The sequence below is a fragment of the Bradyrhizobium viridifuturi genome, from assembly GCF_001238275.1.
GTDB classification, from domain to species: domain Bacteria; phylum Pseudomonadota; class Alphaproteobacteria; order Rhizobiales; family Xanthobacteraceae; genus Bradyrhizobium; species Bradyrhizobium viridifuturi.
In genome coordinates this window covers 137,058-161,766 of record NZ_LGTB01000006.1, presented here as the reverse complement: position 1 = coordinate 161,766, position 24,709 = coordinate 137,058, and the positions used below count along the sequence as shown (strand labels likewise).

The following is a 24,709-nucleotide window of genomic DNA, read 5'->3' as shown; positions in this document are numbered from 1 at the left end:
CTGTTCCAAGCCAAACGGAAGATCGCACAGCTTTATCGTACCGCCGAAACCGGAACCTTCGTAGTTGCGGATTGTTTCCCTACCCGAAGGGCAGAGATCGGTGAGCCCGCGGGGCTGAGGAGAGACTCAATGTCAATTGGAACGATCATTCTTATCATTCTGGTCATCGCGCTGTTGGGCGGCTTCAGCGGCATCGGCGGCGGACCGTTCTACGGCACCGGCTACTATGGCGGCGGCGGGCTCGGCCTTGTGATCGTCATTCTGCTGATCCTGCTGCTGCTGGGACGGCTGTAGCCTGCGCGGATGTTGCGTACTATCCGCATCGACAACTGTCATCACCCGCTTTCGCGAAAGCGGGTGATCCAGTATTCCAGAGACGCCAACGATTGAATCGATGAGCCGCGGCGTACTGGATACCGCGCTTTCGTGGGGTATGGCGAGGTGAGTTAACGACACGAACCCGCCCAATAACGGGCTACTGCGCCGCGAGCTTCTTCATCGCAGCCTTGATCGACGAGGCCGCATCCTCATAACCGTCCCAGGCCTTGGTCTTGGCGAGCAGTGCCGGCACGGAGCGCACCGTGTATTTCTTCGGATCGAGATCGCCGCGCACCTGCGGCCAGGTCAACGGCATCGACACCGTCGCGCCCGGCCGCGCCCGCGGCGATAGCACCGCAACCGCAGTCGAGAGCCGGTCGTTGCGCAGATAGTCGAGGAAGATCTTTCCGGTGCGCTTCGCCTTCGACATGTTGATCAGATAGCGCTCGGGATCATCCTGCGCCATCCACTGGCAGATGCCCTGCGCGAAGCCCTTGGCCTCTTTCCACGTCACCCTGTCCCGCGCCCCCGACAGCAGCGGCGCGACGACGTGAAGGCCCTTGCCGCCGGTGGTCTTGCAGAAACTCTCGAGGCCGACCGCGGTCAGCCGCTGGCGCATGTCCTTGGCCGCGTCGACCACATCGGAGAACGCAACGTCGGGCGCCGGGTCGAGATCGAACACCAGCCGGCCCGGCGTGTCATAGGCATCGGGCGCGCAGTTCCAGGGATGCAGCTCGAGGCCGCCGAGCTGCGCGACCGCAGCGAGGCCCTCGACCTGGTCGATCTGCAGATAGGGCTTGCGATCGCCGGACACCTTGGCGAGCTTCAGCAGCTTCGACGTGCCGGCCATCGCGTGGCGCTGGAAGAAGGTCTCGCCCTTGATGCCGTCGGGCGCGCGCACGATCGAGCACGGCCGGCCCTTGAGATAGCGGATCATCCATTCGCCGACCGCCTCGAAATAATTGGCGAGGTCGAGCTTCGTCACCGGCGCGCCGTCGCCGGCGTCGGGCCAGAGCGCCTTGTCCGGGTGGGAGATCGCGACGCCCATCACCGTACCGGATGATTTCCCTTTCGCCATCGGCTTCACCACTCTGGTTACGACCGGCCGTTCGGCCTCGACCTCATGCGCCGGCTTGTCCTGGCGCAGGCCCTTGAACGCGGCCTGGCGGATATTGCCGGCGTCGGTCCAGCCGGCGAACTCGATCTCGGCAACCAGCTCGGGCTTCAGCCAGTGCACGTCGCGGGTCTTCTTCGGCGCATCCTTGCCGCCGAACGGGCTGGTATCGGATGCGGCGGCCTTCAGCGCCGGCATGATGCGGTGGACGGTGTCCTGGCTGAAGCCGGTGCCGACGATGCCGACAAAGACGAGATGCTCGCCGCGATAAACACCGGCCATCAGCGAGCGGAATTTGCCGTTGGTGGTCTTCCAGCCGCCGAGCACCACCTCGTGGCCGGCGCGAACCTTCGCCTTGGTCCAGTCGTCGGATCGGCCGGACCGGTATGGCCTGTCGAGCCGCTTGGAGACGATGCCTTCCAGTCCGAGCTTGCGCGCGGACTCCAGCACGGCATCGCCGTTCTCCTCGAAATGCTCGACATAGCGGATCAAGGGATTCCTGCCCTTGCGCGCCGCGAGCAATTTCTGCAGTCGCGCCTTGCGCTCGGCAAGCGGCAACGGGCGCAGATCCTCGTGGCCTGCAAACAGCAGGTCGAACGCGTAGAAGATCAGTTGATCGGTCTTGCCGTCGGAGAGCGCCGCCTGCAGCGTCGAGAAATGCGGTATGCCCTTCGCGTCGATCGCGACGATCTCGCCATCGATCAGGACGTCCGGCAGCTTGCCGGCCTCCTTCACGATCGCGCCGAACTTATCGGACCAGTCGAGCCCCTTGCGGGTCTTCAGTTCAGCCTCGCCATTCTCGACGCGAAGCTGCACGCGGTAGCCGTCGAACTTGATCTCGTGGCACCAGCCCGCTGCCTTCGGCGGGCTCTCGACCGCGGCGCAGAGCTGCGGCGCGACGAAGTCCGGCATGTCGGACACCTGCTTCGGCTGCGCCTTTGGCCGCGCCTTCAATTGCGCCTTCAGTTTTGCCTTCGGCGCCTTGGTCTTGGCGCGCGCGTCCGCAGCCATGCCGTGATTGGAGTGCCAGACCGCGTCTGCCTTGGCCGTGCCGTTGCCCTTGCCGTTCCCCCTGGCCAGCATGAACGGCTTCGGCGCCCGGCCCTTGCCGGCCGTGATCTCGGCCATCGAGCGGCCGGAAGCGACCGAACGATCCTCGTCGAGGATCGCTTCGCCGTTGCCGTCCACCGCATACTCGTCACGGTGCTTGATCAATAGCCAGTTGGTGCGCTTGCCGCCGAAACGGTCGTTCTTCATCCGCACCAGCACCCAGCTGCCGTGCAGCTTGTCGCCGTGCAAGGTGAACTTAAGGTCGCCCTTCTTGAAGCCACGCTCGGGATCGTCAGATTCCCAGGTGCCGCGATCCCACAGCTGCACGGTGCCGCCGCCATACTGGTCCTCGGGAATGGTACCTTCGAAATCGCCGTAGTCGAGCGGATGATCCTCGACCTCGACTGCCAGTCGCTTGTCATGCGGATCGAGCGAGGGCCCGCGCGTCACCGCCCAGGATTTGAAGACGCCGTCGAACTCCAGCCTGAAATCATAATGCAGCCGCGTCGCGTCATGCTTCTGGATCACGAAACGCCGCTGCTTGCTCGGCGCGACCTTGACGTCACCCGACGGCTCGCTGGTCTTCTCGAAGTCGCGCTTCTTGCGGTAGGTGGTGAGATTTCTCAGCGACACGTGCAGGCCTCGGCGCAAACGGCGGCCGCGCCCCGGTGCGGCCATCAGGAACCAAAACCTACGGTATCCGTTCAAGTTCCAAACTCAAGCTGTTTGGAGACGATCATGGCCGCTCCCCGCGCCTACTGGAAAGGCACGCTCAAGCTCTCGCTGGTGTCATGCCCGGTGGCGCTCTATCCGGCCTCGACCACGGTCGAGAAAACCCGCTTTCACATGATCAACCGGGAGACCGGCAACCGGCTGAAGCAGCAGATGGTCGATGCCGAGACCGGCGACATCGTCGAGGGCGACCAGAAGGGTCGCGGCTACGAGGTGAGCAAGGGCAAGTATGTCGAGATCGAGAAGGACGAGCTCGAGGCAGTCCAGATCGAGAGCAATCACACCATCGATATCGACGCTTTCGTGCCCGAGGGCGAGATCGACAAGCGCTACCTCGACCACCCCTATTACATCAGGCCCGACGGCAAGGCCGGCATCGACGCATTCGCAGTGATCCGCGACGCCATGAAGGACCAGGACCGCGTCGCACTGGCGCGGATCGTGCTGACCAACCGCGAGCACGTGATCGCGATCGAGCCGCTCGACAAGGGCATGCTCGGCACCACCCTGCGTTACCCCTATGAGGTGCGCGATGCCGACGACTATTTCGACGATATCAAGAGCCCGAAGGTGACCAAGGACATGATCGAGCTCGCCGGCCACATCCTCGAGAGCAAGGCCGCGCATTTCGACCCGTCGAAGTTCAAGGATGAATACGAGACCGCATTGAAGGCTCTGGTCCGCCGCAAGGCCGCCGGCAAGCCGATCAAGGCCGCCGAGCGCGAGGAGAAGCCGAGCAATGTGGTGAGCCTGATGGACGCCTTGAAGCAGAGCTTGAAGGACCGCAAGGGTGGCGCAAGGCGATCCACGGCGCGCCGCCCGGCCTCGCATCGCCGCGCGGCGAAGAAGGCGCATCGGTCGAGTGCGCGCCGGCGGAAGGCGGGGTGAGACCTATCCCCCGTCATTGCGAGGAGCGAAGCGACGAAGCAATCCATCGTTCCGAGCGTGGAGAGATGGATTGCTTCGCGGAGCCTGTCATCCGGCGGCGCTTCGCGCCGACCGGGTGGCTCGCAATGACGACAGGATACGTTTGGCGTCCTACTTCTTCTTCGAGCTCTTGCGCTTCTTGGCTGTCTTCCGCGTCTTCGCGGTCTTCTTCCTGGACGCCTTCTTCGGCACCCTCTTGCCCTCGGCGCGCGCTTCCGAGAGGCCGATCGCGATCGCCTGCTTGCGGCTCGTCACCTTCTTCTTGGAACGGCCGCTGCGTAGCGTCCCGGCCTTGCGCTTCTTCATCACACGCTCGACATCATCAGATGCCTTCCGCGAGTACTTTCTTGCCATAGCTTCTCTCCCGGTAACGGAAAACAAACCTCGATGAGAGCAAAGGTTCCGAAGCTAATCCCCCGCGCGCAGCCGATAGCCGATGCCGGTCTCGGTCAGCACGAATTGCGGGCGCTCAGGATCGGCCTCGATCTTCTGGCGGAGCTGGCGCACATAGACCCGCAGATATTGCGCGTCGGTCAGCTCGTCCCACAATTCCTTCAGCAGGAAGCGATGCGTCAGCACCTTGCCGGCGTGCTGCACCAGCACCCGCAACAGGTCATACTCCTTCGGCGACAGCTTGATCTCCTTGTCGCCGACCTTGACGATCCGGCGCACCAGGTCGACCGAGAGATCGCCGGAGCGGAACACCGGGCGCTCGCCCTGCACCTGCAGCTGATGCCGCAGCGCCGCGCGCAGCCGCGCCAGCAATTCGTCCATGCCGAACGGCTTGGTCAGGTAGTCGTCGGCGCCGAGATCGAGCGCCTGTACCTTGCCGGCCTCGTCGCCGCGGCTCGACAACACCACGATCGGCACGCTCTCATTGCGACCGCGGATCATGCGCAGGAGATCATGGCCCTGGATGTCGGGCAGGCCGAGATCGAGGATGATCAGCGCCGGTCCTTCGGCCAGCATTTCCAATGCAATCTTGCCGTTGGAGGCCTCGAGGATGTCATAGCCCTGCGTGCTCAGCCCCATCCGCAGCAGCTTGCGGATCGGCGGCTCGTCGTCGATGACCAGGACCTTGATCGGCGTTGCGTTCATGCGGCAGTGTCCAGCGCGTTGGTGTCCGCCGGGATCGGCAGGCGGATGGTGATGACGGCGCCGCTGCGGTCGGAGCGGTTGGCTGCCGCGATCGTGCCGTGCATCGCCTCGACGAAACCGCGCGAGATCGCCAGCCCAAGGCCGGTGCCGGGGCGGACGTGGTCGCCCTTCTCGGCGCGATAGAACTTGTCGAACACGCTTTCCAGCTCGGCGGCCGGAATGCCATTGCCCTCGTCCAGGATCTGCAGCGCCACGGCGCCGCGCTCACGGCTGCCGCGGATAGAGATCGTGGTGTCGGAGGGGGCGTATTTGGCCGCGTTGTCGAGCAGGTTGAACAGCACCTGCTCGAACAGCACCGCGTCGAGCTCCAGCATCGGCAAATCGGCCGCGAGCTCCAGCGACACCCGGTGACGGACCAGGATCTTGGCCGCCCTGCGCAGCGCGCTGCCGACGATTTCGCCGATATCGTGCCGCGCGGTGTTGGGCACGATCGCACCGGACTCCAGCTTGGTCATGTCGAGCAGGTTGGCGATGAAGCGATTGAGCCGCTCGGATTCGTCGATCACGGTGGCGAGCAGATCATGTTTCTGGGCATCGCTCAAATTGGCCTCGAGATCGCGCAGCGCCGAGGCCGAGCCGAGCACCGACGCGAGCGGCGTCTTGAGGTCGTGCGAGATCGAGGTCAACAGCGCGCCGCGCAGTCGGTCGGACTCGACCGTGCGCTTGACCCGGTCCATGTCCTCGACCAGCAGCACGCGCTCGATCGCGAGCGCCCCCTGGTCGACCAGCGCATCGAGCAGCCGGCGCTGGTCCGGCGTCAGCAAGGGCCCGGTGCGGTCGTCGTCGATGCCGATCACCCCGATCGGGCCGCGGCCGGTGCGCATCGGCAGGAACAGCCGCTTGCCACCCGGCAGCGTGTCCGATCCGCGACCGGCCGGGCGGTCGTTGCCCCAGGCCCAGTTGGCGGCGGCGAGGTCGGCCTGATCGAGCTGATCTTCCGGCGGATAGCCGCTCTTGACCGTCAGCATGCCGCCCTCCGGCAGCAGCAGCACCACGCGGACCTTGAGCATCAGCGCGATCTGGTAGGCGGTCGCCCACAGCACGTCGTCGAGCGTCGCGGTGCCCGCGAGCTTGCGGCTGAAGGCGTAGAGCGATTCGGTGGTGCGGACCCGGCCGATCGCGGTGTCGGCCTGGGTGCGCACCCGCGCCGCGACATTGGAGACGATCAGCGCGATCAGCATGAAGAAGAAGAACGCCGCGACGTTGGTCGGGTCGGTGATGGTGAAGGTGTAGACCGGCGGCAGGAAGAAGAAATTGTAGCACAGCGACGCAGCGACGCTCGCCAGCAGCGACGGCCACAGGCCATAGCGCGCCGCGGCGCCGACCACCGCGGTGATGAAGACGAGGTCGACATTCTCGATGCCGAAGAACGGCTGGATCAGCTTGGCTGCGCCGAGCCCGATCGCCGTCAGCAGCAGCGCCATCAGGTAGGGCTGCGGCTTGAACGGCTCCTGCCGCTGCGCGGTCTGCACTGCCGCCTTGCCGACCGGCAGCTCGTCGCCGGCGATCACGTTGACGCTGATATTGCCGGCCCGGCGCACCAGATCGTGCACCACCGAGCCGCGCGTCAGCTCGAACCAGCGCGAGCGCGTCGACTTGCCGATGATGATCTGGGTGACGTTGTTGGCCTGGGCGAAATTGATGACGTCGTCGGCGATGCGGCGGCCGACGCCGGGCAGCGTCAGCGCCTCGCCGCCGAGCGATTCAGCAAGCCGCATGGTGTCGGCGAGCCGGTCGCGCTGCTCGTCGGTCAATTGCAGGCTGCGCCGCGTCTCGATGCTGACCGCGGTCCACTGCGCGTGCAGCCGGTCGGCCAGGCGCTTGGTGTAGCGCACCAGGCCCGCGGCACGCGGGTCCTCGCTGAGGCAGACCAGGATGCGCTCGCCGGCGGCCCAGGGGCCCTGGATCGCATTGGCCTGCATGTGGTTGAGCAGCTGCTCGTCGACCCGCTCGGCGGTGCGGCGCAGCGCCAGCTCGCGCAGCGCAGTCAAATTGCCGGGAGAGAAATAGTGCTCCAGCGCCCGCTCGGCCTGCTTGGGCACATAGACCTTGCCCTCCTTCAGCCGCTGGATCAGATCGTCGGGCGTGAGGTCGATCAGCTCGATGGCGTCTGCGCGGTCAACCACCGAATCGGGGACAGTCTCGCGCACCCGCACATGGGTGATCTGCGCGACGACGTCGTTCAGGCTCTCGATGTGCTGGATGTTGATCGCGGTGTAGACGTCGATGCCATGCGACAGCAACTCCTCGACGTCGAGATAGCGCTTGGGATGCCGGCTGCCCGGCGCGTTGGTGTGGGCGAGCTCGTCGACCAGTGCCAGCTGCGGCCGCCGCGCGATCAGGGCATCGAGGTCCATCTCCTCAAGCGTCTGGTCGCGGTAGCTCAGCCGCTTCCGCGGTATCACTTCAAGGCCCTTCAGCAGCGCCTCGGTCTCCACCCGCCCGTGGGTTTCGACCACACCGACCACGACGTCGACGCCCGCCTTGAGGCGGGCGTGGGCGCTCGAGAGCATCTCGTAGGTCTTGCCGACGCCGGGTGCGGCGCCGATGAAGATCTTCAGCCGCCCCGATCGATCGGTCTCGCGACGCGCTGCCTCGAGCAGCGCATCCGGCGAGGGTCGTTTATGGGGGTCACGCTGATTGGCCATACCGCAATATAGTCATCCTGCGAGAGCGGGCCTACTCCCCTATTTCGGCTTTGCCGCGTCGAGTGCGAGGTTGAGCGCAAGAACGTTAACGCGGGGCTCACCGAGCACGCCGGCGAACCGGCCCTGGGTGTTCTGCGTCACCAGCTGACGCACCGCGTCCTCGGACATGCTGCGCGCCTTGGCGACCCGCGGCACCTGGAACAGCGCGGCGTCAGGCGAGATGTCGGGATCGAGCCCGCTGGCCGAAGTGGTGACGAGATCGACCGGTACGCTGGCGGACGGATTCTCCGCCTTCAGCTTCTCGACATCCTCCTTGACCCGGTCGTTCAGCGCCTTGCTGGTCGGACCGAGATTGGAGCCGCCGGAATTAGCCGCGTTGTAGGGCGCCGGCACGGTCTTGGAGGAATCGTTCGGATCGGGCGCGACCGTCGCTGACGGCCGGCCGTGGAAATATTTCTCCTCCTTGAACTCCTGCCCGATCAGGGCGGAGCCGATGACCTTGCCGTCCTTCTCGATCAGGCTGCCTTGTGCCTGCTTCGGGAAGATCGCGCCGGCGATCGCCGTCATGGCGAGCGGATAGGCAAGCCCAGTGATCGCGGTCAGCAGCACCAGCACGAGGATGGCGGGACGAATTTCTCTCAACATGATTGCGGCTCCTTAAGCCAGGCCCAGCGCGGCGACGATGAGGTCGATCGCCTTGATGCCGATGAACGGGATGATGATGCCGCCGAGGCCATAGATCATCAGGTTGCGGCGGAGCAGCGCGCCGGCGCCGACCGCGCGATACTTGACGCCCTTCAGCGCCAGCGGAATCAGCGCGATGATGATCAGCGCGTTGAAGATGATCGCCGACAGGATCGCGCTCTGCGGGCTGGCCAGATGCATGACGTTCAGCACCTGGAGCTGCGGATAGAACGCGAGGAACATCGCCGGGATGATCGCAAAGTATTTTGCGACGTCGTTGGCGATCGAGAACGTGGTCAGCGCGCCGCGGGTCATCAGCAGCTGCTTGCCGATCTCGACCACCTCGATCAGCTTGGTCGGGTTGGAGTCAAGGTCGACCATGTTGCCGGCCTCGCGGGCAGCCTGCGTGCCGGTGTTCATGGCGACGCCGACGTCAGCCTGCGCGAGCGCCGGCGCATCGTTGGTGCCGTCACCGCACATCGCGACCAGCTTGCCCTTGGACTGCTCGTCGCGGATCAGCTTGAGCTTGTCCTCGGGCGTTGCCTGCGCCAGGAAGTCGTCGACACCGGCCTCGGCCGCGATCGCGGCCGCGGTCATCGGGTTGTCGCCGGTGATCATCACGGTGCGGATGCCCATGCGGCGCAGCTCGGCGAAGCGCTCGCGGATGCCGCCTTTGACGATGTCCTTGAGATGCACGACGCCGAGCAGCTTGCCGTCCTTGGCCACCGCCAGCGGCGTGCCGCCGGCCTTGGCAATCTCGTCGGCAATGGTCTGGATCTCGCGCGCCTCCGCGCTCATCGTCGCCGCCACCGAGCGGATGGTGTTGCCCGAAGCGACGGTGCGGGGCTCGCCGCCGTCGATATAGGCGAGGATGGCGTCCACCGCGCCCTTGCGGACCGAGGACGCGCCGGCATCGATGCCGCTCATCCGGGTCTGCGCGGTGAACGGCACGAAGGTCGCGGCCAGCTCATGCATGTCGCGGCCGCGGATACCGTACTTCTCCTTGGCGAGCACCACGATCGAGCGGCCCTCCGGCGTCTCGTCGGCCAGCGAGGCGAGCTGCGCCGCGTCGGCGAGGTCCTGCTCGGAGACGCCGCGGATCGGGCGGAACGCGGTCGCCTGGCGGTTGCCGAGCGTGATGGTGCCGGTCTTGTCGAGCAGCAGCGTGTCGACGTCGCCAGCGGCTTCCACCGCGCGGCCGGACATCGCCAGCACGTTGAAGCGCACCAGGCGGTCCATGCCGGCGATACCGATCGCCGACAGCAGCGCACCGATCGTGGTCGGGATCAGGGTGACGAACAGCGCCACCAGCACCACGACGGAGATCGAGCCGCCGGCATAGGCCGCATAGCTCGGGATCGTCACGGTCGCGAACACGAAGATGATGGTGAGGCCCGCCAGCAGGATGTTGAGCGCGATCTCGTTCGGCGTCTTCTGCCGCTCGGCGCCCTCGACCAGCTTGATCATGCGGTCGATGAAGGTCGAGCCCTGCGCCGCGGTGATGCGGACGCGGATCCAGTCCGACAGCACCTGAGTGCCGCCGGTGACCGCCGAACGGTCGCCGCCGGATTCGCGGATCACGGGCGCAGACTCACCTGTAATCGCGGCTTCGTTGACCGAGGCGACGCCTTCGATCACCTCGCCGTCGGACGGGATGTTGTCGCCGGCCTCGACCAGCACGATGTCGCCGACCTTCAGCGAGGTGCCCGGCACCATGCGGAAGGTCCGGTCGGTGCCGGTCAAGAGCTTGGCCTGGCTCTCGGTGCGGGTCTTCTTCAGCGACTCCGCCTGCGCCTTGCCGCGGCCTTCGGCGACCGCCTCGGCGAAGTTGGCGAACAGCACCGTGAACCAGAGCCAGAGGATGATCTGGAAAGTGAAGCCGAGATTGGCGTTGCCGGTGACGAGGTCGCGCACGAAGATCAGGGTGGTCAGCGCCGCCACGACCTCGACCACGAACATCACCGGGTTCTTCGCCATCAACCGCGGATCGAGCTTGACGAACGCCGACTTGATCGCCGGCACCAGGATCTTCGGGTCGAGCATGGTCGACGCCGTCACCTGCTTCTGCAGTCTTGTGGTTTCCATGGATGTCACTCCGGACATATCAGATCAAAACAGGGTGTTGGCGTTCATCGCGAGGTGCTCGACGATCGGCCCGAGCGCCAGCGCCGGGAAGAAGGTCAGACCGCCGATGATCAGGATCACGCCGATGACGAGGCCGACGAACAGCCCGCCGGTGGTCGGGAAGGTGCCCGCCGAGGCCGGGATCGACTTCTTCTCGACCAGCGAACCTGCAATGGCCATCGCCGGCACGATCATGAAGAAGCGGCCGACGAACATCGCCGACGCCAGCGTCAGGTTGTAGAACAGCGTGTTGCCGGTCAGTCCCGCGAACGCCGAGCCGTTGTTGCCGGTCGCTGAGGTATAGGCATAGAGCACCTCGGTGAAGCCGTGCGGGCCGGCATTGGCCATCGAGGCCACCGCCGACGGCAGCACGACGCCGACCGCGGTCCAGCCGAGATACATCAGCGGCAGCACCAGGATCGCGAGCATCGCCATCTTGACCTCGCGCGCCTCGATCTTCTTGCCGACATATTCCGGAGTGCGGCCGACCATCAGGCCGGCGACGAAGATCGCCAGCACGACGAACAGCAGCATGCCGTAGAACCCGGCGCCGACGCCGCCGACGATGACTTCGCCGAGCTGCATGTTGATCAGCGGGATCATGCCGCCGAGCGCGGTGAAGCTGTCATGCATGGCGTTGACCGCGCCGCATGACGCGGCTGTGGTGATCACGGCAAACAGCGAGGACGCGACGATGCCGAAGCGCACCTCCTTGCCCTCCATGTTGCCGCCGGTGAGGCCGAGCGCCTGCAATGCCGAGGTGCCGTTGGCTTCCGCCCAATAGGTGACGGTGACGCCGGCGATGAACAGCAGGCCCATCACGGCGAAGATCGCCCAGCCCTGGCGTTCGTTGCCGACCATGCGGCCGAACACGTTGGTCAGCGCCGCGCCGAGCGCGAAGATCGAGACCATCTGCACGAGATTCGACAGCGCGGTCGGGTTCTCGAACGGATGCGCGGCGTTGGCGTTGAAGAAGCCGCCGCCATTGGTGCCGAGCATCTTGATCGCCACCTGCGAGGCGACCGGTCCGAGCGCGATGGTCTGCTTGCCGCCTTCCAGCGTGGTGGCGTCGACATAGGCGCCGAGCGTCTGCGGCATGCCCTGCCAGACCAGGAACAGCGCGTAGACGATGCAGATCGGCAGCAGCACATAGAGCGTGCAGCGCGTCACGTCGACCCAGAAATTGCCGACCGTGCGCATCGACGAGCGGGTGAAGCCGCGGATCAGCGCCATCGCGAGTGCGATGCCGGTCGCCGCCGACAGGAAGTTCTGATGGGTGAGGCCCAGCATCTGGACCAGATAGGACAGCGTGCTCTCGCCGCCGTAGTTCTGCCAGTTGGTGTTGGTGATGAAGGAGATCGCGGTGTTGAAGGAGAGATCCTCGGCAACCGCCGTCTGTCCGGCCGGGTTGAACGGCAGCACCGCCTGCAGCCGCATCAGGCCGTAGATGAGCGCAAAGCCGCCGACATGGAACAGCAGCATGGCGACCGTGTAGGTCAGCCAGTGCTGCTCGCGGCGCTCGTCGACGCCGCCGACCCAGTAGATGCCGCGCTCGAGCGGGCGCAGCACGGGGGACAGGAAGGTGCGCTCGCCATTGAACACGCGGGTCATGTACCAGCCGAGCGGTTTGACCAGCGCGATCACGATCACGCAAAACAGAAGTATTTGAATCCAGCCGATGACGGTCATCGCGTCAAACCTTTCGAATGGGAACGAAGCGCAGCAGCGACGCGAACAGGCCGAGCAACAGCCCGGTCAGCACCGCGTCGGCCAACAGAATTGTGCAAAGCGCTGACATCGCGGATCGCCTAGAAGCGTTCGGGCCGCAGCAACGCGTAAGTGAGGTAGAACAACAGGCCGAGCGAGACGAGGCCGGCGAGCGAGTAATCGAAGATCATCGCCGCCTCCGTTACAGCCGTTCGCAGGCGTAGGCGTAGCCGATGCCGGCCGCGAAGAAGCCGATCGCCAGCGCCGCCATGAGAATGTCCATCATGAGAGACTCCTATGCGTCCGAGGGGCGCGGGCGGCCGTATAGCCGACCCGCACCGGATGACCGTGAGGTGCCACCCGGGGCATAGGTTTTCGAGAGGTCGCGCATAAGGACGTTATAGGAATCGTATAAGTGCCACGCCGCTCTCCGCTGTCGTCCTGGCGCAAGCCAGGACCGAAACGCCGCGGCCTCAGGAAGGGGCACGCGGCCAGACATTGAGCCGGCAACCAACGGCGATGGTTATGGGTCCTGGCTTTCGCCAGGACGACAGGAGAGGTTCCATCTTTATGGAATCCCTATATCTCCGCCCCTCCTTCATCTCGTTTTCCAACGGGCATCGGGACCATTTTGGGCCTGCGGCCAATGCCTTGAACTACTCCTTCCGGGGCCGCGCGTATGACGAGATGACGCCATGTCCGTGCTATCGCAAAACACCACCGACCTCGGCGAGCGGCTGCGCGACGCCTATGCGGTGTCGGCCGAGTTCATGGCCGACATCATCAGCCAGACCTGCCGGCGCTTTCCCTCGGTCGGACAGGGCGGCAAGACCTCCCGCGTCGAACGCCTGATCCAGTCCGGCGCCTGGACCGACGCCGCGATCGCGCTGCTCGACCTCGAGCTGCCGCAATGGCAGATCCGCCGCCTGGTCTATGACGAGGGCGAGTGGCACTGCGCCTTGTCGCGCGAACGCGAGCTTCCCGACTGGCTCGACCAGTCGATCGAAACCCACCACACGGATCTCGCGCTCGCGATCCTCTCCGGCTTCGTCGAGGCGCAGCGGATCTCGACGCCTGAGAACCGCACCAGCGTGCCCACCGTCCGTCGTGACACGCGCTCGCTCTACGAGCCGCTGCTGGTCGACAATATCGGCTGACGGCGGCGCAATCGTGAACACGAAGCAATTGCCGCGACAGCTGCAATCGGTCCAGGTCATGGTCCGGTTCGGCTTCCGGCTCGCCATCATGATCGGCTTTGCCGTGTTCGCCGGCGCGGGCTTCGGCAGGGGCCTCGTCACGCTGCTCTGGATGTCGGCCGTGATCTGCGCGCTCGCAGGGCTGTTCAAGCGCGAAATGCCGTTTGCCGCAAACCTCAATCACTGGGACGAGATGACCGCCTATGTCGCGCTGTGCGCGCTCGGCACCGGCCTCGTCCAGCACATCTGACAGCCTCCCTCAAATCCTATGCCGCTCCTATGAAGTCGGCCGTCCTCCGCGCTCGATTTCATATCCGGCACAACAGACATTGATCGCGTGACTTCCACTTGAAGGACTTCATCCGTGAAACTCGTCGAACCTCCCTCGTGTAGCGCAACGTCCACCATCGTCTTCATCGGCCGCAACCACCGCGGCCAGTGGGTCGCCCAGCAACAGAACGGCCTCTATGGCGGCCTGTTCGTCAACCGCGCCCAAGCCGTCAAATACGCGCTGTTCGAGAACGGCCAGCACCCCGAAATGATCGTCGAGCTGTCGCGTGAGATCGAGCTCGATATCAGCGGCGAGACCGCACCCCTCCCAGCAAGCCGCGTGGCCTGAGCCACCCGATGATCTCGAAGACAACATCGAGATGGCTATCGACGGCTGATTCGGTCGAATGGCTGTCGGGCTTCATCCCCGATCTTCCAACCCCCTTCAACCACCGGGACGAAATCGATACCGATGCGTTCGGCCGGCTGTGCGAACGCCAGATCGCAGCCGGCGCCACGGCGCTGGTGGTCGGCGAGACCGCCGGCGAAAACGCGACGCTGGCGCCCGCGGAACGCGTGCAGCTGGTCGGCCTTGCCGCCCGTGTCGCGCGCAAGCGGGTGCGGATCGTCGCCGGCGCGGATCGAACGCGACGGATCGCGCCGTCGCGTTCACAAGGGCCGCGGAGGCCGCCGGCGCCGACGCCATCATGTCGGTCGTGCCGTATTACAACAAGCCGATGCCGCAGGGCATCGCGGCGCATTTCCGCACTGTTGCAGCGGCCACGACGCTGCCGGTGATCCTGCACGACATCCCGTCGCGGACGGTGAAGGGCCTCGCGGACGAGACGCTGCTCGAGCTCGCCGCATCGCCGCGGTTTGCGGGATTGCGCGACGGCAGCGCCGACGTTGCCCGCCTCGCGCGGCTGCGCTCACGCCTGCCCGCGCGATTCCGGATGTTGACCGGCGACGACAGTTCATCGCTAGCCTGGCTCGCGGCCGGCGGCGACGGCTGCATCTCGACCGTGGCCAATGTCGCGCCCGATCTGTATGTCGCCGTCTACCGGCATTTCCGCGCCGGCCGGCTGTATCAGGCGCGCGAGCTGCACCAGCGGCTGACGCCGCTCGCAGCCCTGCTCGAGCGGGAGCATCCTGCTGCGCTGAAATTCGCGCTGGCGCTATTGGGGTTCATGCAGCCGGCGACGCGGCTGCCGATCGTGCAACTGGGTGCAGCTGACAAGGCCGAGGTCGCCCAGGCGATGGCGATGCTTGCCGACGAATATCTCGCGGCGGCGCAGTGAGCCCGTCGAGCCATCGCAACGCACAATGGGAAGGGCCGGCTTCAACGTGACACCGCGTCATATTGAGGTTCCGGAACCGCGCCCCATATCAACGGCAAGGGAGTGCTTGCCGTGCAGACCTTCAAGGCGGCTCTCGTTGTGGCGACCGCACTGGTCGCTCTGGTTGTTTCGATCGGTCCCGGTGCGGCCGCGGACAGCAACCGCCTTGCCCTGACCATTTCCATCGATGGCGCGATCGGGCCAGCATCGGCCAGCTACGTCAAGGACGGCTTGGCGAAGGCGGCCGAGCGTCATGCCGAGGTCGTCATCCTGCGCCTGAACACGCCGGGCGTCTCAGCACCAGCATGCGCGAGATCATCACCGACGTGCTGGCCTCGCCAATTCCGGTCATCGGCTATGTCGCGCCCTCCGGCGCCCATGCCGCGAGCGCCGGGACCTACATCCTCTATGCAACCCATCTCGCGGCCATGCGCCCGGCACCAATATCGGCGCCGCGACGCCGGTGCAGATCGGCGGCCCGTTGCCGGGACTGCCGGGCAGCACCCCGGACAAGGACGGCAAGGACCAGAAGGACGGCGGCAATCCGTCCGCGACCAAGGACGCCGTGACGGCGAAGGTGACCAATGACGCCGTCGCCTTGATCCGCAGCCTCGCCGAACTGCGCGGCCGCAACGCCGACTGGGCCGAGAAGGCGGTCCGCGATGCCGCCACCCTCTCCACCAACGCTGCGTTGCAGGCCAATGTCATCGAATTCACCGCGCACGATCCGGCCGACCTGCTCAGGCAGGTCGATGGCCGGACCGTGGAGCTCGCCGGCGGCAAGACGCATACCTTGGCGACCAGGGATGCCGTGATCGAGGCCGTCGATCCCGGCTGGATCGCGCGCGCTCTTGCAGTCATAACCGACCCCAACATCGCCTTCGTTCTGCTGATGGTCGGCATCTACGGCCTGATCTTCGAGTTCATGTCGCCGGGTGCCGTCGCGCCCGGCGTGGTCGGAACGATCTGCCTGCTGCTCGGCCTCTACGCGCTCAACATGCTGCCGATCAACTACGCCGGCTTCGGCCTGATGCTGGTCGGCATCGCGCTGCTCGCGATCGAGGCCTTCAACCCGACCGTCGTGATCGGCCTCGGCGGCATCGTCGCCTTCGTGCTGGGAGCCGCGATGCTGTTCAGGATCGAGGCGCCCGGATACGCCCTGTCATGGCCGCTGATCGGCATCGTCGCCGCGATGTTCACCGGGCTGATCCTCGTCGTGCTCGGCGCGCTGCGCCGGGCGCGCCGCGGCCCGGTCCGGACCGGCGCGCAGGCCATGCGCGGGCTATCGGCCGAAGTTATCGACTGGTCCGAGACATCAGGTCACGTCTTCACCAATGGCGAACGCTGGCAAGCGCGCGGCACCGAGACGTTCCGGGCGGGAGAGATGGTCGAGGTCGCCAGCATCATCGATTTGACGCTGGTGGTGCGGCGTGCGCCGGCATCCGCCGGCGAAGGAGGTACAGCATGATGCTTGATTATTTTACCTATGGGGCGGTCGCGCTGCTCGTGATCATCTTCCTGACCCAGGCGGTGCGCGTGCTGCGCGAATACGAGCGCGGCGTCATCTTCACGCTCGGCCGCTTCACCGGGGTGAAGGGCCCGGGGCTGATCATCCTGATCCCGGTGGTGCAGCAGCTCGTGAAGGTCGATCTCAGGGTGATGGTGCAGGTGGTGCCGCCGCAGGACGTGATTTCCCGCGACAACGTCTCGGTCAAGGTCAATGCCGTGCTCTACTTTCGCATCGTCGATCCCGAGCGCGCCATCATCAAGGTCAGCGACTACATGTCCGCGACCAGCCAGCTGGCGCAGACCACGCTGCGCTCGGTGCTCGGCAAGCACGAGCTCGACGAGATGCTCGCCGAACGCGACAAGTTGAACGCCGATATCCAGGAGACCCTCGACAAGCAGACCGACGTCTGGGGCATCAAGGTCACCGCGGTCGAGATCAAGGACATCGACATCAACGAGACCATGGTGCGGGCGATCGCCAAGCAGGCCGAGGCGGAACGGCTGCGGCGCGCCAAGGTGATCAATGCGATGGGCGAGCAGCAGGCCGCCGAGAAGCTGGTCGAAGCCGGCCGGATCCTCGCCCAGGAGCCGCAGGCGATGCAGCTCCGCTATTTCGCGGCGCTCCATGACATCGCCGGCGAGCGGTCCTCGACCGTGGTGTTTCCGCTGCCGATGAACCTGCTCGATCACCTGACGCGCCGCAGCGAGGCCACCTGACCTGGCTGATGCTTGGCCCGCCACGCCGGACCCGGGCCACGCATGTAGTGCGCCTCGGGCCGGTAGCCGCTGATCGGCTCCTCGCCGATCCAGGCCAGGAATTTGAGCAGCCCTTCCGCAGCGCTGCGCAGCAGGGCAGCGATGAATGACGCCGCGCGCATCTCAATAGTCCCACTTCTCGCCGAGCACGGCCGGCGTCCGCGGATATCTCTCGGCGTCCCCGCCGGGCATGCCGAGGTGGGTCCGCGCCCACTCCTCATGGCCACGATGCAGCAACACCTCGTTGCGCAGCCGGTGGATCTTGGCGGCGGCGATCGCGCGGTGAACAGTCCTGAAGGCCGCGCCGATCCGCCGGATCGTCCGCTTCAGGACCGGGCTGACAGCACCGGCCGAACCGCGCGGCCGGACGTCGTGCAAATGGAGCAAGGTCATGTCCCACCTTCCTGTTGGCGGCGCGCGCGAGCGCGCCGCGTCATGGCGAAAGATGCTGGGACGGCCGTAGGAATTCGAGAGGGCGCACCGCGATGCGGCATAGGAGCCGCATAAAGACCGGCCGGCCGCCGTGAGGCGCCGACCCGCGGAACACGACGCCCCGGCGCGTGTTGACCAGCTTCCATTCGGTGCTAGCCTTTTTGATTGCGAATTGTCGTCACGCGGGCCCGATGACCGCGTCGAGGGTGGAGACCATGAACCTCGGATCGCCGAATGTCGCATCCGCCGCGCCCGTCCAGTCCGATGGCGTGATCGCAGCAGGCGTCTATGTCGAGGGCCGACGCGTCGCCAATATCGCGATCGACGAGGCCGCGAGCTGGCGCAACAAGCCGGATCACGTGGTGTGGATCGGCCTGCACGAGCCCGACATGGCGCTGCTGAGCCGCCTGCAGCGGCAATTCCAGCTGCACGACCTCGCGATCGAAGACGCCGATCACGCGCATCAGCGGCCGAAGATCGAGCAATATGGCGACGCGCTGTTCATCGTGGCGCGCACCGCGCAGCTCGAGGGCGAGAGCATCGCCTTCGGCGAGACGCACCTGTTCGTCGGCGAGGGATACATCGTCTCGGTGCGCCATGGCGCCTCGACGTCCTACGCGCCGGTCCGCGAACGCTGCGAGAGCTGTCCGCGCGCGTCGCCCGCGGCGAGGACTACATCCTCTATGCCATCCTCGATTTCATCGTCGACAACTACTCGCCGGTGCTCGAGACGATCCAGGACGAGGTCGAGAGGATGGAGGCCGAGGTGCTGGCGAGCGCGATGACGCGGGCGCAGATCGAACGGCTCTATCTGCTGCGACGCGACCTGCTGCGGCTGCGCAACGCGGTCGGCCCGCTTGTGGAGGTCTGCCGCAGGCTGGAGCGCGACCACCTGCCGATGGTGCGCGAGACCATGCGCCCGCTGTTCCGCGACGTCACCGACCATGTCCGCACCATCCAGGAGCGGATCGACTCGCTGCGCGAGGTGCTCGCATTCGCGTTTGAGGCAAGCCTGCTGGTCGGCCAGGCGCAGGAAACGGCGATCTCCAAGAAGCTCGCCTCCTGGCTTGCGATCGTTGCCGTGCCGACCGCGGTGGCCGGCATCTACGGCATGAATTTCAAGTACATACCGGAGCTGCAATGGGAATACGGCTATTTCGTCGTGATGGGCCTGATGGTGGCCGCATGCGGCGCGCTGTTCTGGCGGTTCAGGCGCTCCGGCTGGCTGTAGGCCGCGATCAGATCAAGCACCGTGGCCCGGGGGCGGAATGCAGCAGCGCATCGCGGCCATGCTGCAAATCGCGGGATTTCGGCCAATTTTACCCTCGGTGAGCCGCGCGAGGGGCCGGTTTACGGTCGGCTGCAAGACCGGTAACGTTGCCTCCCAATGCGACGTGGAGAGTGCCGATGCGGCCCAAGGATCAGATCAACTGGATGCTGACGGATGCGATCGAGGCGCTCGCGCGCGCCGAACGGTTGCACCAGAGCTTCCTCAATTTGCACCCGCGCGCGGGCACCAGCGAGCCGAGCTGGGAACCGCCGATGGACGTGATCGAGACCGAGGAGGAGATCCTGATCCTGGTCGCGCTGCCCGGGGTCGATCCCGACGAGGTCGAGGCCGCGCTTGACGGCGGCACGCTGGTCATCTCCGGCCGCCGCACCCTGCCCTCCGAGCTCCGCAACGCCCGCATCCTGCGCCTCGAATTGCCGCAGGGCCGCTTCGAGCGCCGCATCGCGCTGCCGACCGGCCGCTACACCATCAGCCGCTTTGCCGCGCATGGTTGCGTCGGCCTGCGACTCGGAAAATCGAGCTGAGGATTTCGACATGGCTGCATCAGACGTTTCAAGCCCGGCATTGACTTCGGCGCCGATCCCGAGCGACGCGATGATCATCGTGCCCGTCCGCAACACCGTGCTGTTTCCGGACGTCATCGTCCCGATCACGATCGCCCGCGCGACCTCGATTGCCGCCGCCCAACAGGCGGTGCGCGAGCAGCGGCCGATCGGCATCCTGCTGCAGCGCGATCCCGAGACCAACGATCCCGGCCCGGACGGGCTCTACCGCGTCGGCACCGTCGCCAACATCGTTCGCTACATCACCGGCGCCGACGAGAGCCATCATCTGGTCTGCCAGGGCGTGCAGCGCATGCGCGTGCTCGACTATCTGCCCGGCACGCCGTTCCTCGCGGCGCGCGTGCTGCAGATCCCCGAGCCCACGACGACCTCGCCCGAGATCGAGGCGCGCTTCCTCAATTTGCAGCGCCAGGCGCTGGAGGCCGCGCAATTGCTGCCACAAACGCCGCCCGAATTGATCGCCGCGCTGCAGGGCACGACCTCGCCGGCAGCCCTCGCCGATCTCGCGACCTCCTACATGGACATCAAGCCGGCGGAGAAGCAGGACATCCTCGAGACCATCGACCTCGTGGCGCGGATGGACAAGGTCTCGCGCCACCTCGCCGAGCGGATCGAGGTGCTGAGGCTGAGCCAGGAGATCGGACAGAAGACCAAGGCGGTGTTCGACGAGCGGCAGCGCGAGGCCATCCTGCGCGAGCAGATGGCGACGATCCAGCGCCAACTCGGCGAAGGCGACGGCAAGGCCGCCGAGGTCGCCGAGCTGACCAAGGCGATCGCCGAGGCCAAGATGCCGCCGGAGGCCGAGAGTCAGGCGCAGAAGGAATTGCGCCGCTACGAGCGGATGCCGGAGGCCGCAGCCGAGTCCGGCATGGTGCGCAGCTATCTCGACTGGCTGATCGACCTGCCCTGGAGCCTTCCGGAGGAGAAACCGATCGACATCGCGGAAGCGCGCAAGATCCTCGACCAGGATCATTACGGCCTCGAGAAGATCAAGAGCCGCATCATCGAATATCTCGCAGTGCGCAAGCTCGCGCCCGGCGGCAAGGCGCCGATCCTCTGCTTCCTCGGGCCTCCCGGCGTCGGCAAGACCTCGCTCGGGCAATCGATCGCGCGCGCGATGTCGCGACCGTTCGTTCGTGTCAGCCTTGGTGGCGTGCATGACGAGGCCGAAATCCGCGGCCATCGCCGCACCTATATCGGCGCGCTGCCCGGCAACATCATCCAGGCGATCAAGAAGGCCGGCGCGCGCAATTGCGTGATGATGCTGGACGAGATCGACAAGATGGGCCGCGGCATCCAGGGTGATCCGTCGGCCGCGATGCTGGAGGTTCTCGACCCCGAGCAGAACGGCACCTTCCGCGACAATTATCTCGGCGTGCCGTTCGACCTGTCGCGCGTCGTCTTCATCGCCACCGCCAACATGCTGGACGGCGTCCCCGGGCCGCTGCTCGACCGCATGGAGCTGATCAGCCTCGCCGGCTATACCGAGGACGAGAAACTCGAGATCGCCAAGCGCTATCTGGTGCGTCGCCAGCTCGAGGCCAATGGCATCAAGGCCGAGCAGGTCGAGATCGACCCGGACGCGCTGCGGCTGATCATCCGCAGCTACACCCGCGAGGCCGGGGTCCGCAACCTCGAGCGCGAGATCGGCAAGGTGCTGCGCAACGTCGCGGTGCAGATCGCCGAAGGCAGCACCAGCCACGTCACGATCGCGCCGAAGGACATCGTGTCGCTGCTTGGCCAGCCCAGGTTCGAGAACGAGATCGCGCAGCGCACTAGCATCCCGGGCGTCGCCACCGGTCTTGCCTGGACTCCGGTCGGCGGCGACATCCTGTTCATCGAGGCCTCGCGCATGCCGGGCCGCGGCGCGCTGATGATCACCGGGCAGCTCGGCGACGTGATGCGCGAGAGCGTGCAGGCCGCGTTGACGCTGGTGAAGAGCCGCGCCGCCCAGCTCGGTATCGACCCTGCGGTGTTCGAGAAGAACGACATCCACGTCCACGTTCCCGCCGGGGCGACGCCGAAGGACGGCCCGAGCGCAGGTGTCGCGATGTTCACCGCCCTCACCTCGCTGCTGACCGACCGCACCGTGCGCAGCGACACCGCGATGACCGGCGAGATCTCGCTCCGCGGCCTCGTGCTTCCGGTCGGCGGCATCAAGGAGAAGGTGGTCGCCGCCGCGGCCGCGGGCCTGACCCGGGTGATGCTGCCGGCGCGCAACAAGCGCGACTACGACGACATCCCCGCCGGCGCCCGCGCCAAGCTGGAGTTCATCTGGCTCGAACGTGTCGACGACGCAATCGCCGCAGCGCTCGAGCCCGCCAAGGCGACGCCCGCCGCGGCGGAGTGACGGCCGACCGAGGGAAACACTCCGCGTCGATCATATCGCCCGGGGCTTACCCCTCTCCCCAAAACCCTCCCCCGCAAGGGGGAGGGAGCCGGGAAGCGTGCTCACCTCACTGCCGTCCGTACTAAGCGTTGCGTTGTGCGTGTGTAAGGGAGTCCGAGGCGGAGGGGTTCCCTCCCCCTTGCGGGGGAGGGTCAGGGAGAGGGGTGCCGCACGGCGTGCTCTCTCAGCTCAATCCTCGACGCATTCAGAGCGGTGTCGCTCAGCTCTTCCCCATGCATTCTTCGATGTAGAACCAGCGGTCGTCGCCGGTCAGCCCCTTCTGCTTCACTTCCTTGCGGCAGGCCTTGAGCTTCGGCTTGTTGGCGCGCCACTGCGCCTTCATCGCCTTCAATTTCTCCATCGTCAGCTTGATCTTCGACGGCTTGGCCGTGGTGGTGGCGGCCGGTGCCGGCGCAGCCGGCGCCGCGGTCTGGGCCGACGCGGCATGGAGACCGACTGCGAGCAGCGCGGCGGCAAGGCAAATCCGGGTGCGAAACATTGAAATCCCCCAATTCCATTTCTGTTGAATAAAGCGAACGCCGCAGGCGCCGGGAAGCGGCGGCCCGCGGCGATGATCGTCGCGATCAGAGGATTTTGACCGCGCTGAGCAGCGTCATGTAGATGCCCCATGCCAGCGGAATGCCGACGAACAGCCAGAACAGCGCTGCCCGGCCGTCAAGGCCGCCCTTGCCGATGCCGAACGAGCCGCTCGGTCCGGCGCCGGCGCTCGCAGTCGCCGCCTGCAGCTTGGCGACCTCGGCGTCGCTCATGTGCCACTTCGGATCGACCGGCTTGATCATGTAGTTGCAGATGAAGCCCGCGATCAGCATGGCGCACAGGATGTACATCGTCGTGTTGTAGAGCTGGTCGCGCGGCACGCCGGCGGCGAGCTGGAATTCGCGGATGTAGTTCACCACCACGGGGCCGATGATGCCCGCGGTCGACCACGCCGTCAGCAGACGGCCGTGGATGGCGCCGACGAACTGGGTGCCGAACATGTCGGCGAGATAGGCCGGCACGGTGGCGAAGCCGCCGCCATACATCGACAGGATGATGCCGAAGCCGAGCACGAACAGCAGCTTCGATCCCATCACGGCGAAGGTCGGCGCCAGCGCGTAGAGCACGATGCCGAGCACGAAGAACGTATAATACGTGTTCTTGCGGCCGATCTTGTCCGACAGCGAGGCCCAGAAGAAGCGGCCGCCGATGTTGAACAGCGACAGCAGGCCGGCGAAGCCGGCGGCGATCGCGGCGATCTGCGCCTTCTGCGCGGTGTCAAGCCCGTTGAAGGGTACGTTGGGCAGCCCGATCAGCTTGCCGGCGAAAATCTCCTGCAGCATCGGCGAAGCCATGCCGATCACGCCGATGCCCGCCGACACGTTCAAGCACAGCACCCACCAGATCAGCCAGAACTGCGGCGTCTTGTGCGCGTTGTCGAGATGGACGTTCTTGGTGGAGATCATCGCATTGGTCTTGGACGGCGGCGTCCAGCCATCCGGCTGCCAGCCGGATGGCGGCAGGCGATAGCGGAAGGCGCCGATCATCATGAACACGAAATAGATCACGGCCATCGTCAGGAAGGTCTCCCAGACACCGACCGAGGTGGGCGTCTTGAAGTAAGTCATCAGCTTGTCGGCCAGTGGCGCGCCGATCATCGCGCCGCCGCCGAAGCCCATGATCGCCATGCCGGTCGCCATGCCGCGACGGTCCGGGAACCATTTCACCAGCGTCGACACCGGCGAGATGTAGCCGAGGCCGAGCCCGATGCCGCCGATTACGCCGGAGCCGAGCCACATCAGCCACAATTGGTGGGTGATGATGCCGATCGCGCCGAGCACCAGGCCGCCGCACCAGCACAACGCAGCGACGAAGCCGGCCTTGCGCGGTCCGACCTTCTCGAGCCAGCCGCCCCACACCGCCGCGGAAACGCCGAGCACGACGAAGAACAGCGTGAACATCCAGCCGAGGCTCGCGACCTTCCAGTCGCAGGTCGTCGTGAACAATTCCTGCAGCAGCGAGATATCGGGGCACGCCTTCGGCGCGGTCAGCCCGATCGCGCGCGACAGCGGCAGCCAGAACACCGAGAAGCCATAGGCCATGCCGATACACAGATGGATGCAAAGCGCGGCCGGCGGCACCAGCCAGCGGTTGAAGCCGGCGGTCGCGATCGTGTGTTCCTTGTCGAGGAAACCTGCGCCTGCCGCGGATACGCGTCCGGCGCTGCTCACTGCGGTCATTGATACCTCCCCTGCAGCCGCCATGACGTCCGGCGCATCTGCGTCTTCGATCCCGTCTCAGCCCTTGCGGCCGCCGTCAGGCAGCTGCGCCGCACATTCCCTCGATGCGCCGGGACCAACCACGCGCATTCCGGAAATGTTAACCCCCAATACGATCGGATATGCCAAGTCGTGCAGCCTGAACTGGACGCAGGCCGGCCGCTGTCCGCCGATGTACCCCACATCCAGGCACGACTTCACCTCCGCAACCCGCCGGAGATTATCAAT

General features: G+C 65.9%; 20 protein-coding genes and 3 pseudogenes. 11 read left to right on the top strand and 12 right to left on the bottom strand.

The features are described from left to right. Nucleotides 1-129: 129 nt before the first annotated feature. A complete protein-coding gene (locus tag ALC15_RS41700) occupies nt 130-294 on the top strand; it encodes a DUF3309 family protein (RefSeq protein ID WP_021080901.1) in 165 nt (54 codons plus the stop codon). Nucleotides 295-475: 181 nt separating this feature from the next. On the opposite strand, the gene ligD is transcribed toward ALC15_RS41700, so the two are convergent. Continuing rightward, nucleotides 476-3,160, bottom strand: coding sequence for a DNA ligase D (gene ligD / locus ALC15_RS07845; protein ID WP_050626731.1), 2,685 nt, complete (start codon nt 3,158-3,160; stop codon nt 476-478). Between the two features lie 60 nt (nt 3,161-3,220). On the opposite strand from ligD, the gene ku reads away from it, so the two are divergent. After that, nucleotides 3,221-4,102 carry a non-homologous end joining protein Ku gene (ku, locus tag ALC15_RS07840; protein ID WP_050626769.1) on the top strand — a complete coding sequence of 294 codons (882 nt, stop codon included), beginning with the start codon at nt 3,221-3,223 and terminating at the stop codon, nt 4,100-4,102. 150 nt (nt 4,103-4,252) lie between these two features. On the opposite strand, the gene ALC15_RS07835 is transcribed toward ku, so the two are convergent. The 7 genes from ALC15_RS07835 to ALC15_RS07805 form a co-directional block, all read right to left on the bottom strand. Beyond that, nucleotides 4,253-4,495: a DUF6496 domain-containing protein gene (locus tag ALC15_RS07835; protein ID WP_050626730.1), complete on the bottom strand. Its 243-nt coding sequence runs from the start codon at nt 4,493-4,495 to the stop codon at nt 4,253-4,255. A 54-nt stretch (nt 4,496-4,549) separates the two neighbouring features. Next, the gene (locus tag ALC15_RS07830; protein WP_050626729.1) at nt 4,550-5,239 is read right to left on the bottom strand and encodes a response regulator; all 690 of its coding nucleotides are present in this window, start codon (nt 5,237-5,239) and stop codon (nt 4,550-4,552) included. Beyond that, nucleotides 5,236-7,947: a sensor histidine kinase gene (locus ALC15_RS07825; protein ID WP_050626728.1), complete on the bottom strand. Its 2,712-nt coding sequence runs from the start codon at nt 7,945-7,947 to the stop codon at nt 5,236-5,238. Before ALC15_RS07825 ends, ALC15_RS07830 begins: the two co-directional genes overlap by 4 nt. Nucleotides 7,948-7,986: 39 nt before the next feature. Then, the gene (locus tag ALC15_RS07820) at nt 7,987-8,592 is read right to left on the bottom strand and encodes a K(+)-transporting ATPase subunit C (RefSeq protein ID WP_050626727.1); all 606 of its coding nucleotides are present in this window, start codon (nt 8,590-8,592) and stop codon (nt 7,987-7,989) included. A gap of 12 nt (nt 8,593-8,604) precedes the next feature. After that, entirely contained in the window at nt 8,605-10,716 is a 2,112-nt protein-coding gene (gene kdpB / locus ALC15_RS07815; protein WP_050626726.1) for a potassium-transporting ATPase subunit KdpB, read from the bottom strand. A 24-nt stretch (nt 10,717-10,740) separates the two neighbouring features. Then, nucleotides 10,741-12,444 (bottom strand): potassium-transporting ATPase subunit KdpA, encoded by a 1,704-nt coding sequence (gene kdpA, locus ALC15_RS07810; protein ID WP_050626725.1) that lies wholly within the window; start codon nt 12,442-12,444, stop codon nt 10,741-10,743. Between the two features lie 119 nt (nt 12,445-12,563). Further along, nucleotides 12,564-12,653, bottom strand: a complete 90-nt coding sequence (locus ALC15_RS07805) for a K(+)-transporting ATPase subunit F (RefSeq protein ID WP_016846764.1) — start codon at nt 12,651-12,653, stop codon at nt 12,564-12,566. 504 nt (nt 12,654-13,157) lie between these two features. Between ALC15_RS07805 and ALC15_RS07800 the strand changes: the two genes are divergently transcribed. The 6 genes and pseudogenes from ALC15_RS07800 (at nt 13,158) to ALC15_RS07775 (ending at nt 17,491) form a co-directional block, all read left to right on the top strand. After that, nucleotides 13,158-13,619: a hypothetical protein gene (locus tag ALC15_RS07800; RefSeq protein WP_050626724.1), complete on the top strand. Its 462-nt coding sequence runs from the start codon at nt 13,158-13,160 to the stop codon at nt 13,617-13,619. Between the two features lie 13 nt (nt 13,620-13,632). After that, a complete protein-coding gene (locus ALC15_RS07795) occupies nt 13,633-13,908 on the top strand; it encodes a hypothetical protein (protein ID WP_094193751.1) in 276 nt (91 codons plus the stop codon). Nucleotides 13,909-14,022: 114 nt separating this feature from the next. Beyond that, nucleotides 14,023-14,277, top strand: coding sequence for a hypothetical protein (locus ALC15_RS07790; protein ID WP_050626723.1), 255 nt, complete (start codon nt 14,023-14,025; stop codon nt 14,275-14,277). Nucleotides 14,278-14,285: 8 nt separating this feature from the next. Beyond that, nucleotides 14,286-15,226 (top strand): annotated as a pseudogene (dapA, locus tag ALC15_RS07785) (4-hydroxy-tetrahydrodipicolinate synthase). A gap of 111 nt (nt 15,227-15,337) precedes the next feature. After that, a pseudogene (locus ALC15_RS07780) lies at nt 15,338-16,733 on the top strand (NfeD family protein). Continuing rightward, the gene (locus tag ALC15_RS07775; protein ID WP_050626722.1) at nt 16,730-17,491 is read left to right on the top strand and encodes a slipin family protein; all 762 of its coding nucleotides are present in this window, start codon (nt 16,730-16,732) and stop codon (nt 17,489-17,491) included. The pseudogene ALC15_RS07780 and the gene ALC15_RS07775 overlap by 4 nt, the downstream one beginning before the upstream one ends. Here ALC15_RS07775 and ALC15_RS07770 read toward each other — a convergent pair. Together ALC15_RS07770 and ALC15_RS07765 are read right to left on the bottom strand one after the other, a co-directional pair. After that, nucleotides 17,461-17,652, bottom strand: coding sequence for a hypothetical protein (locus ALC15_RS07770; protein ID WP_050626721.1), 192 nt, complete (start codon nt 17,650-17,652; stop codon nt 17,461-17,463). The two genes, ALC15_RS07775 and ALC15_RS07770, sit on opposite strands and share 31 nt — an antisense overlap. Before the next feature lies 1 nt (nt 17,653). Next, nucleotides 17,654-17,923 carry a hypothetical protein gene (locus ALC15_RS07765; RefSeq protein WP_050626720.1) on the bottom strand — a complete coding sequence of 90 codons (270 nt, stop codon included), beginning with the start codon at nt 17,921-17,923 and terminating at the stop codon, nt 17,654-17,656. A 254-nt stretch (nt 17,924-18,177) separates the two neighbouring features. Between ALC15_RS07765 and corA the strand changes: the two are divergent. From corA to lon, 3 genes and pseudogenes are all read left to right on the top strand, one after another. Continuing rightward, nucleotides 18,178-19,193 (top strand): annotated as a pseudogene (corA, locus tag ALC15_RS07760) (magnesium/cobalt transporter CorA). A gap of 176 nt (nt 19,194-19,369) precedes the next feature. Beyond that, the gene (locus ALC15_RS07755; RefSeq protein WP_050626719.1) at nt 19,370-19,777 is read left to right on the top strand and encodes an Hsp20/alpha crystallin family protein; all 408 of its coding nucleotides are present in this window, start codon (nt 19,370-19,372) and stop codon (nt 19,775-19,777) included. Nucleotides 19,778-19,787: 10 nt separating this feature from the next. Continuing rightward, nucleotides 19,788-22,166, top strand: coding sequence for an endopeptidase La (lon, locus tag ALC15_RS07750; protein ID WP_050626718.1), 2,379 nt, complete (start codon nt 19,788-19,790; stop codon nt 22,164-22,166). A 259-nt stretch (nt 22,167-22,425) separates the two neighbouring features. Here the strand turns inward: lon and ALC15_RS07745 are convergent, their stop codons facing one another. Together ALC15_RS07745 and ALC15_RS07740 are read right to left on the bottom strand one after the other, a co-directional pair. Beyond that, nucleotides 22,426-22,704: a hypothetical protein gene (locus ALC15_RS07745; protein WP_050626717.1), complete on the bottom strand. Its 279-nt coding sequence runs from the start codon at nt 22,702-22,704 to the stop codon at nt 22,426-22,428. A gap of 85 nt (nt 22,705-22,789) precedes the next feature. Next, nucleotides 22,790-24,442, bottom strand: a complete 1,653-nt coding sequence (locus tag ALC15_RS07740; RefSeq protein WP_050626716.1) for an OFA family MFS transporter — start codon at nt 24,440-24,442, stop codon at nt 22,790-22,792. Nucleotides 24,443-24,709: the final 267 nt, after the last annotated feature.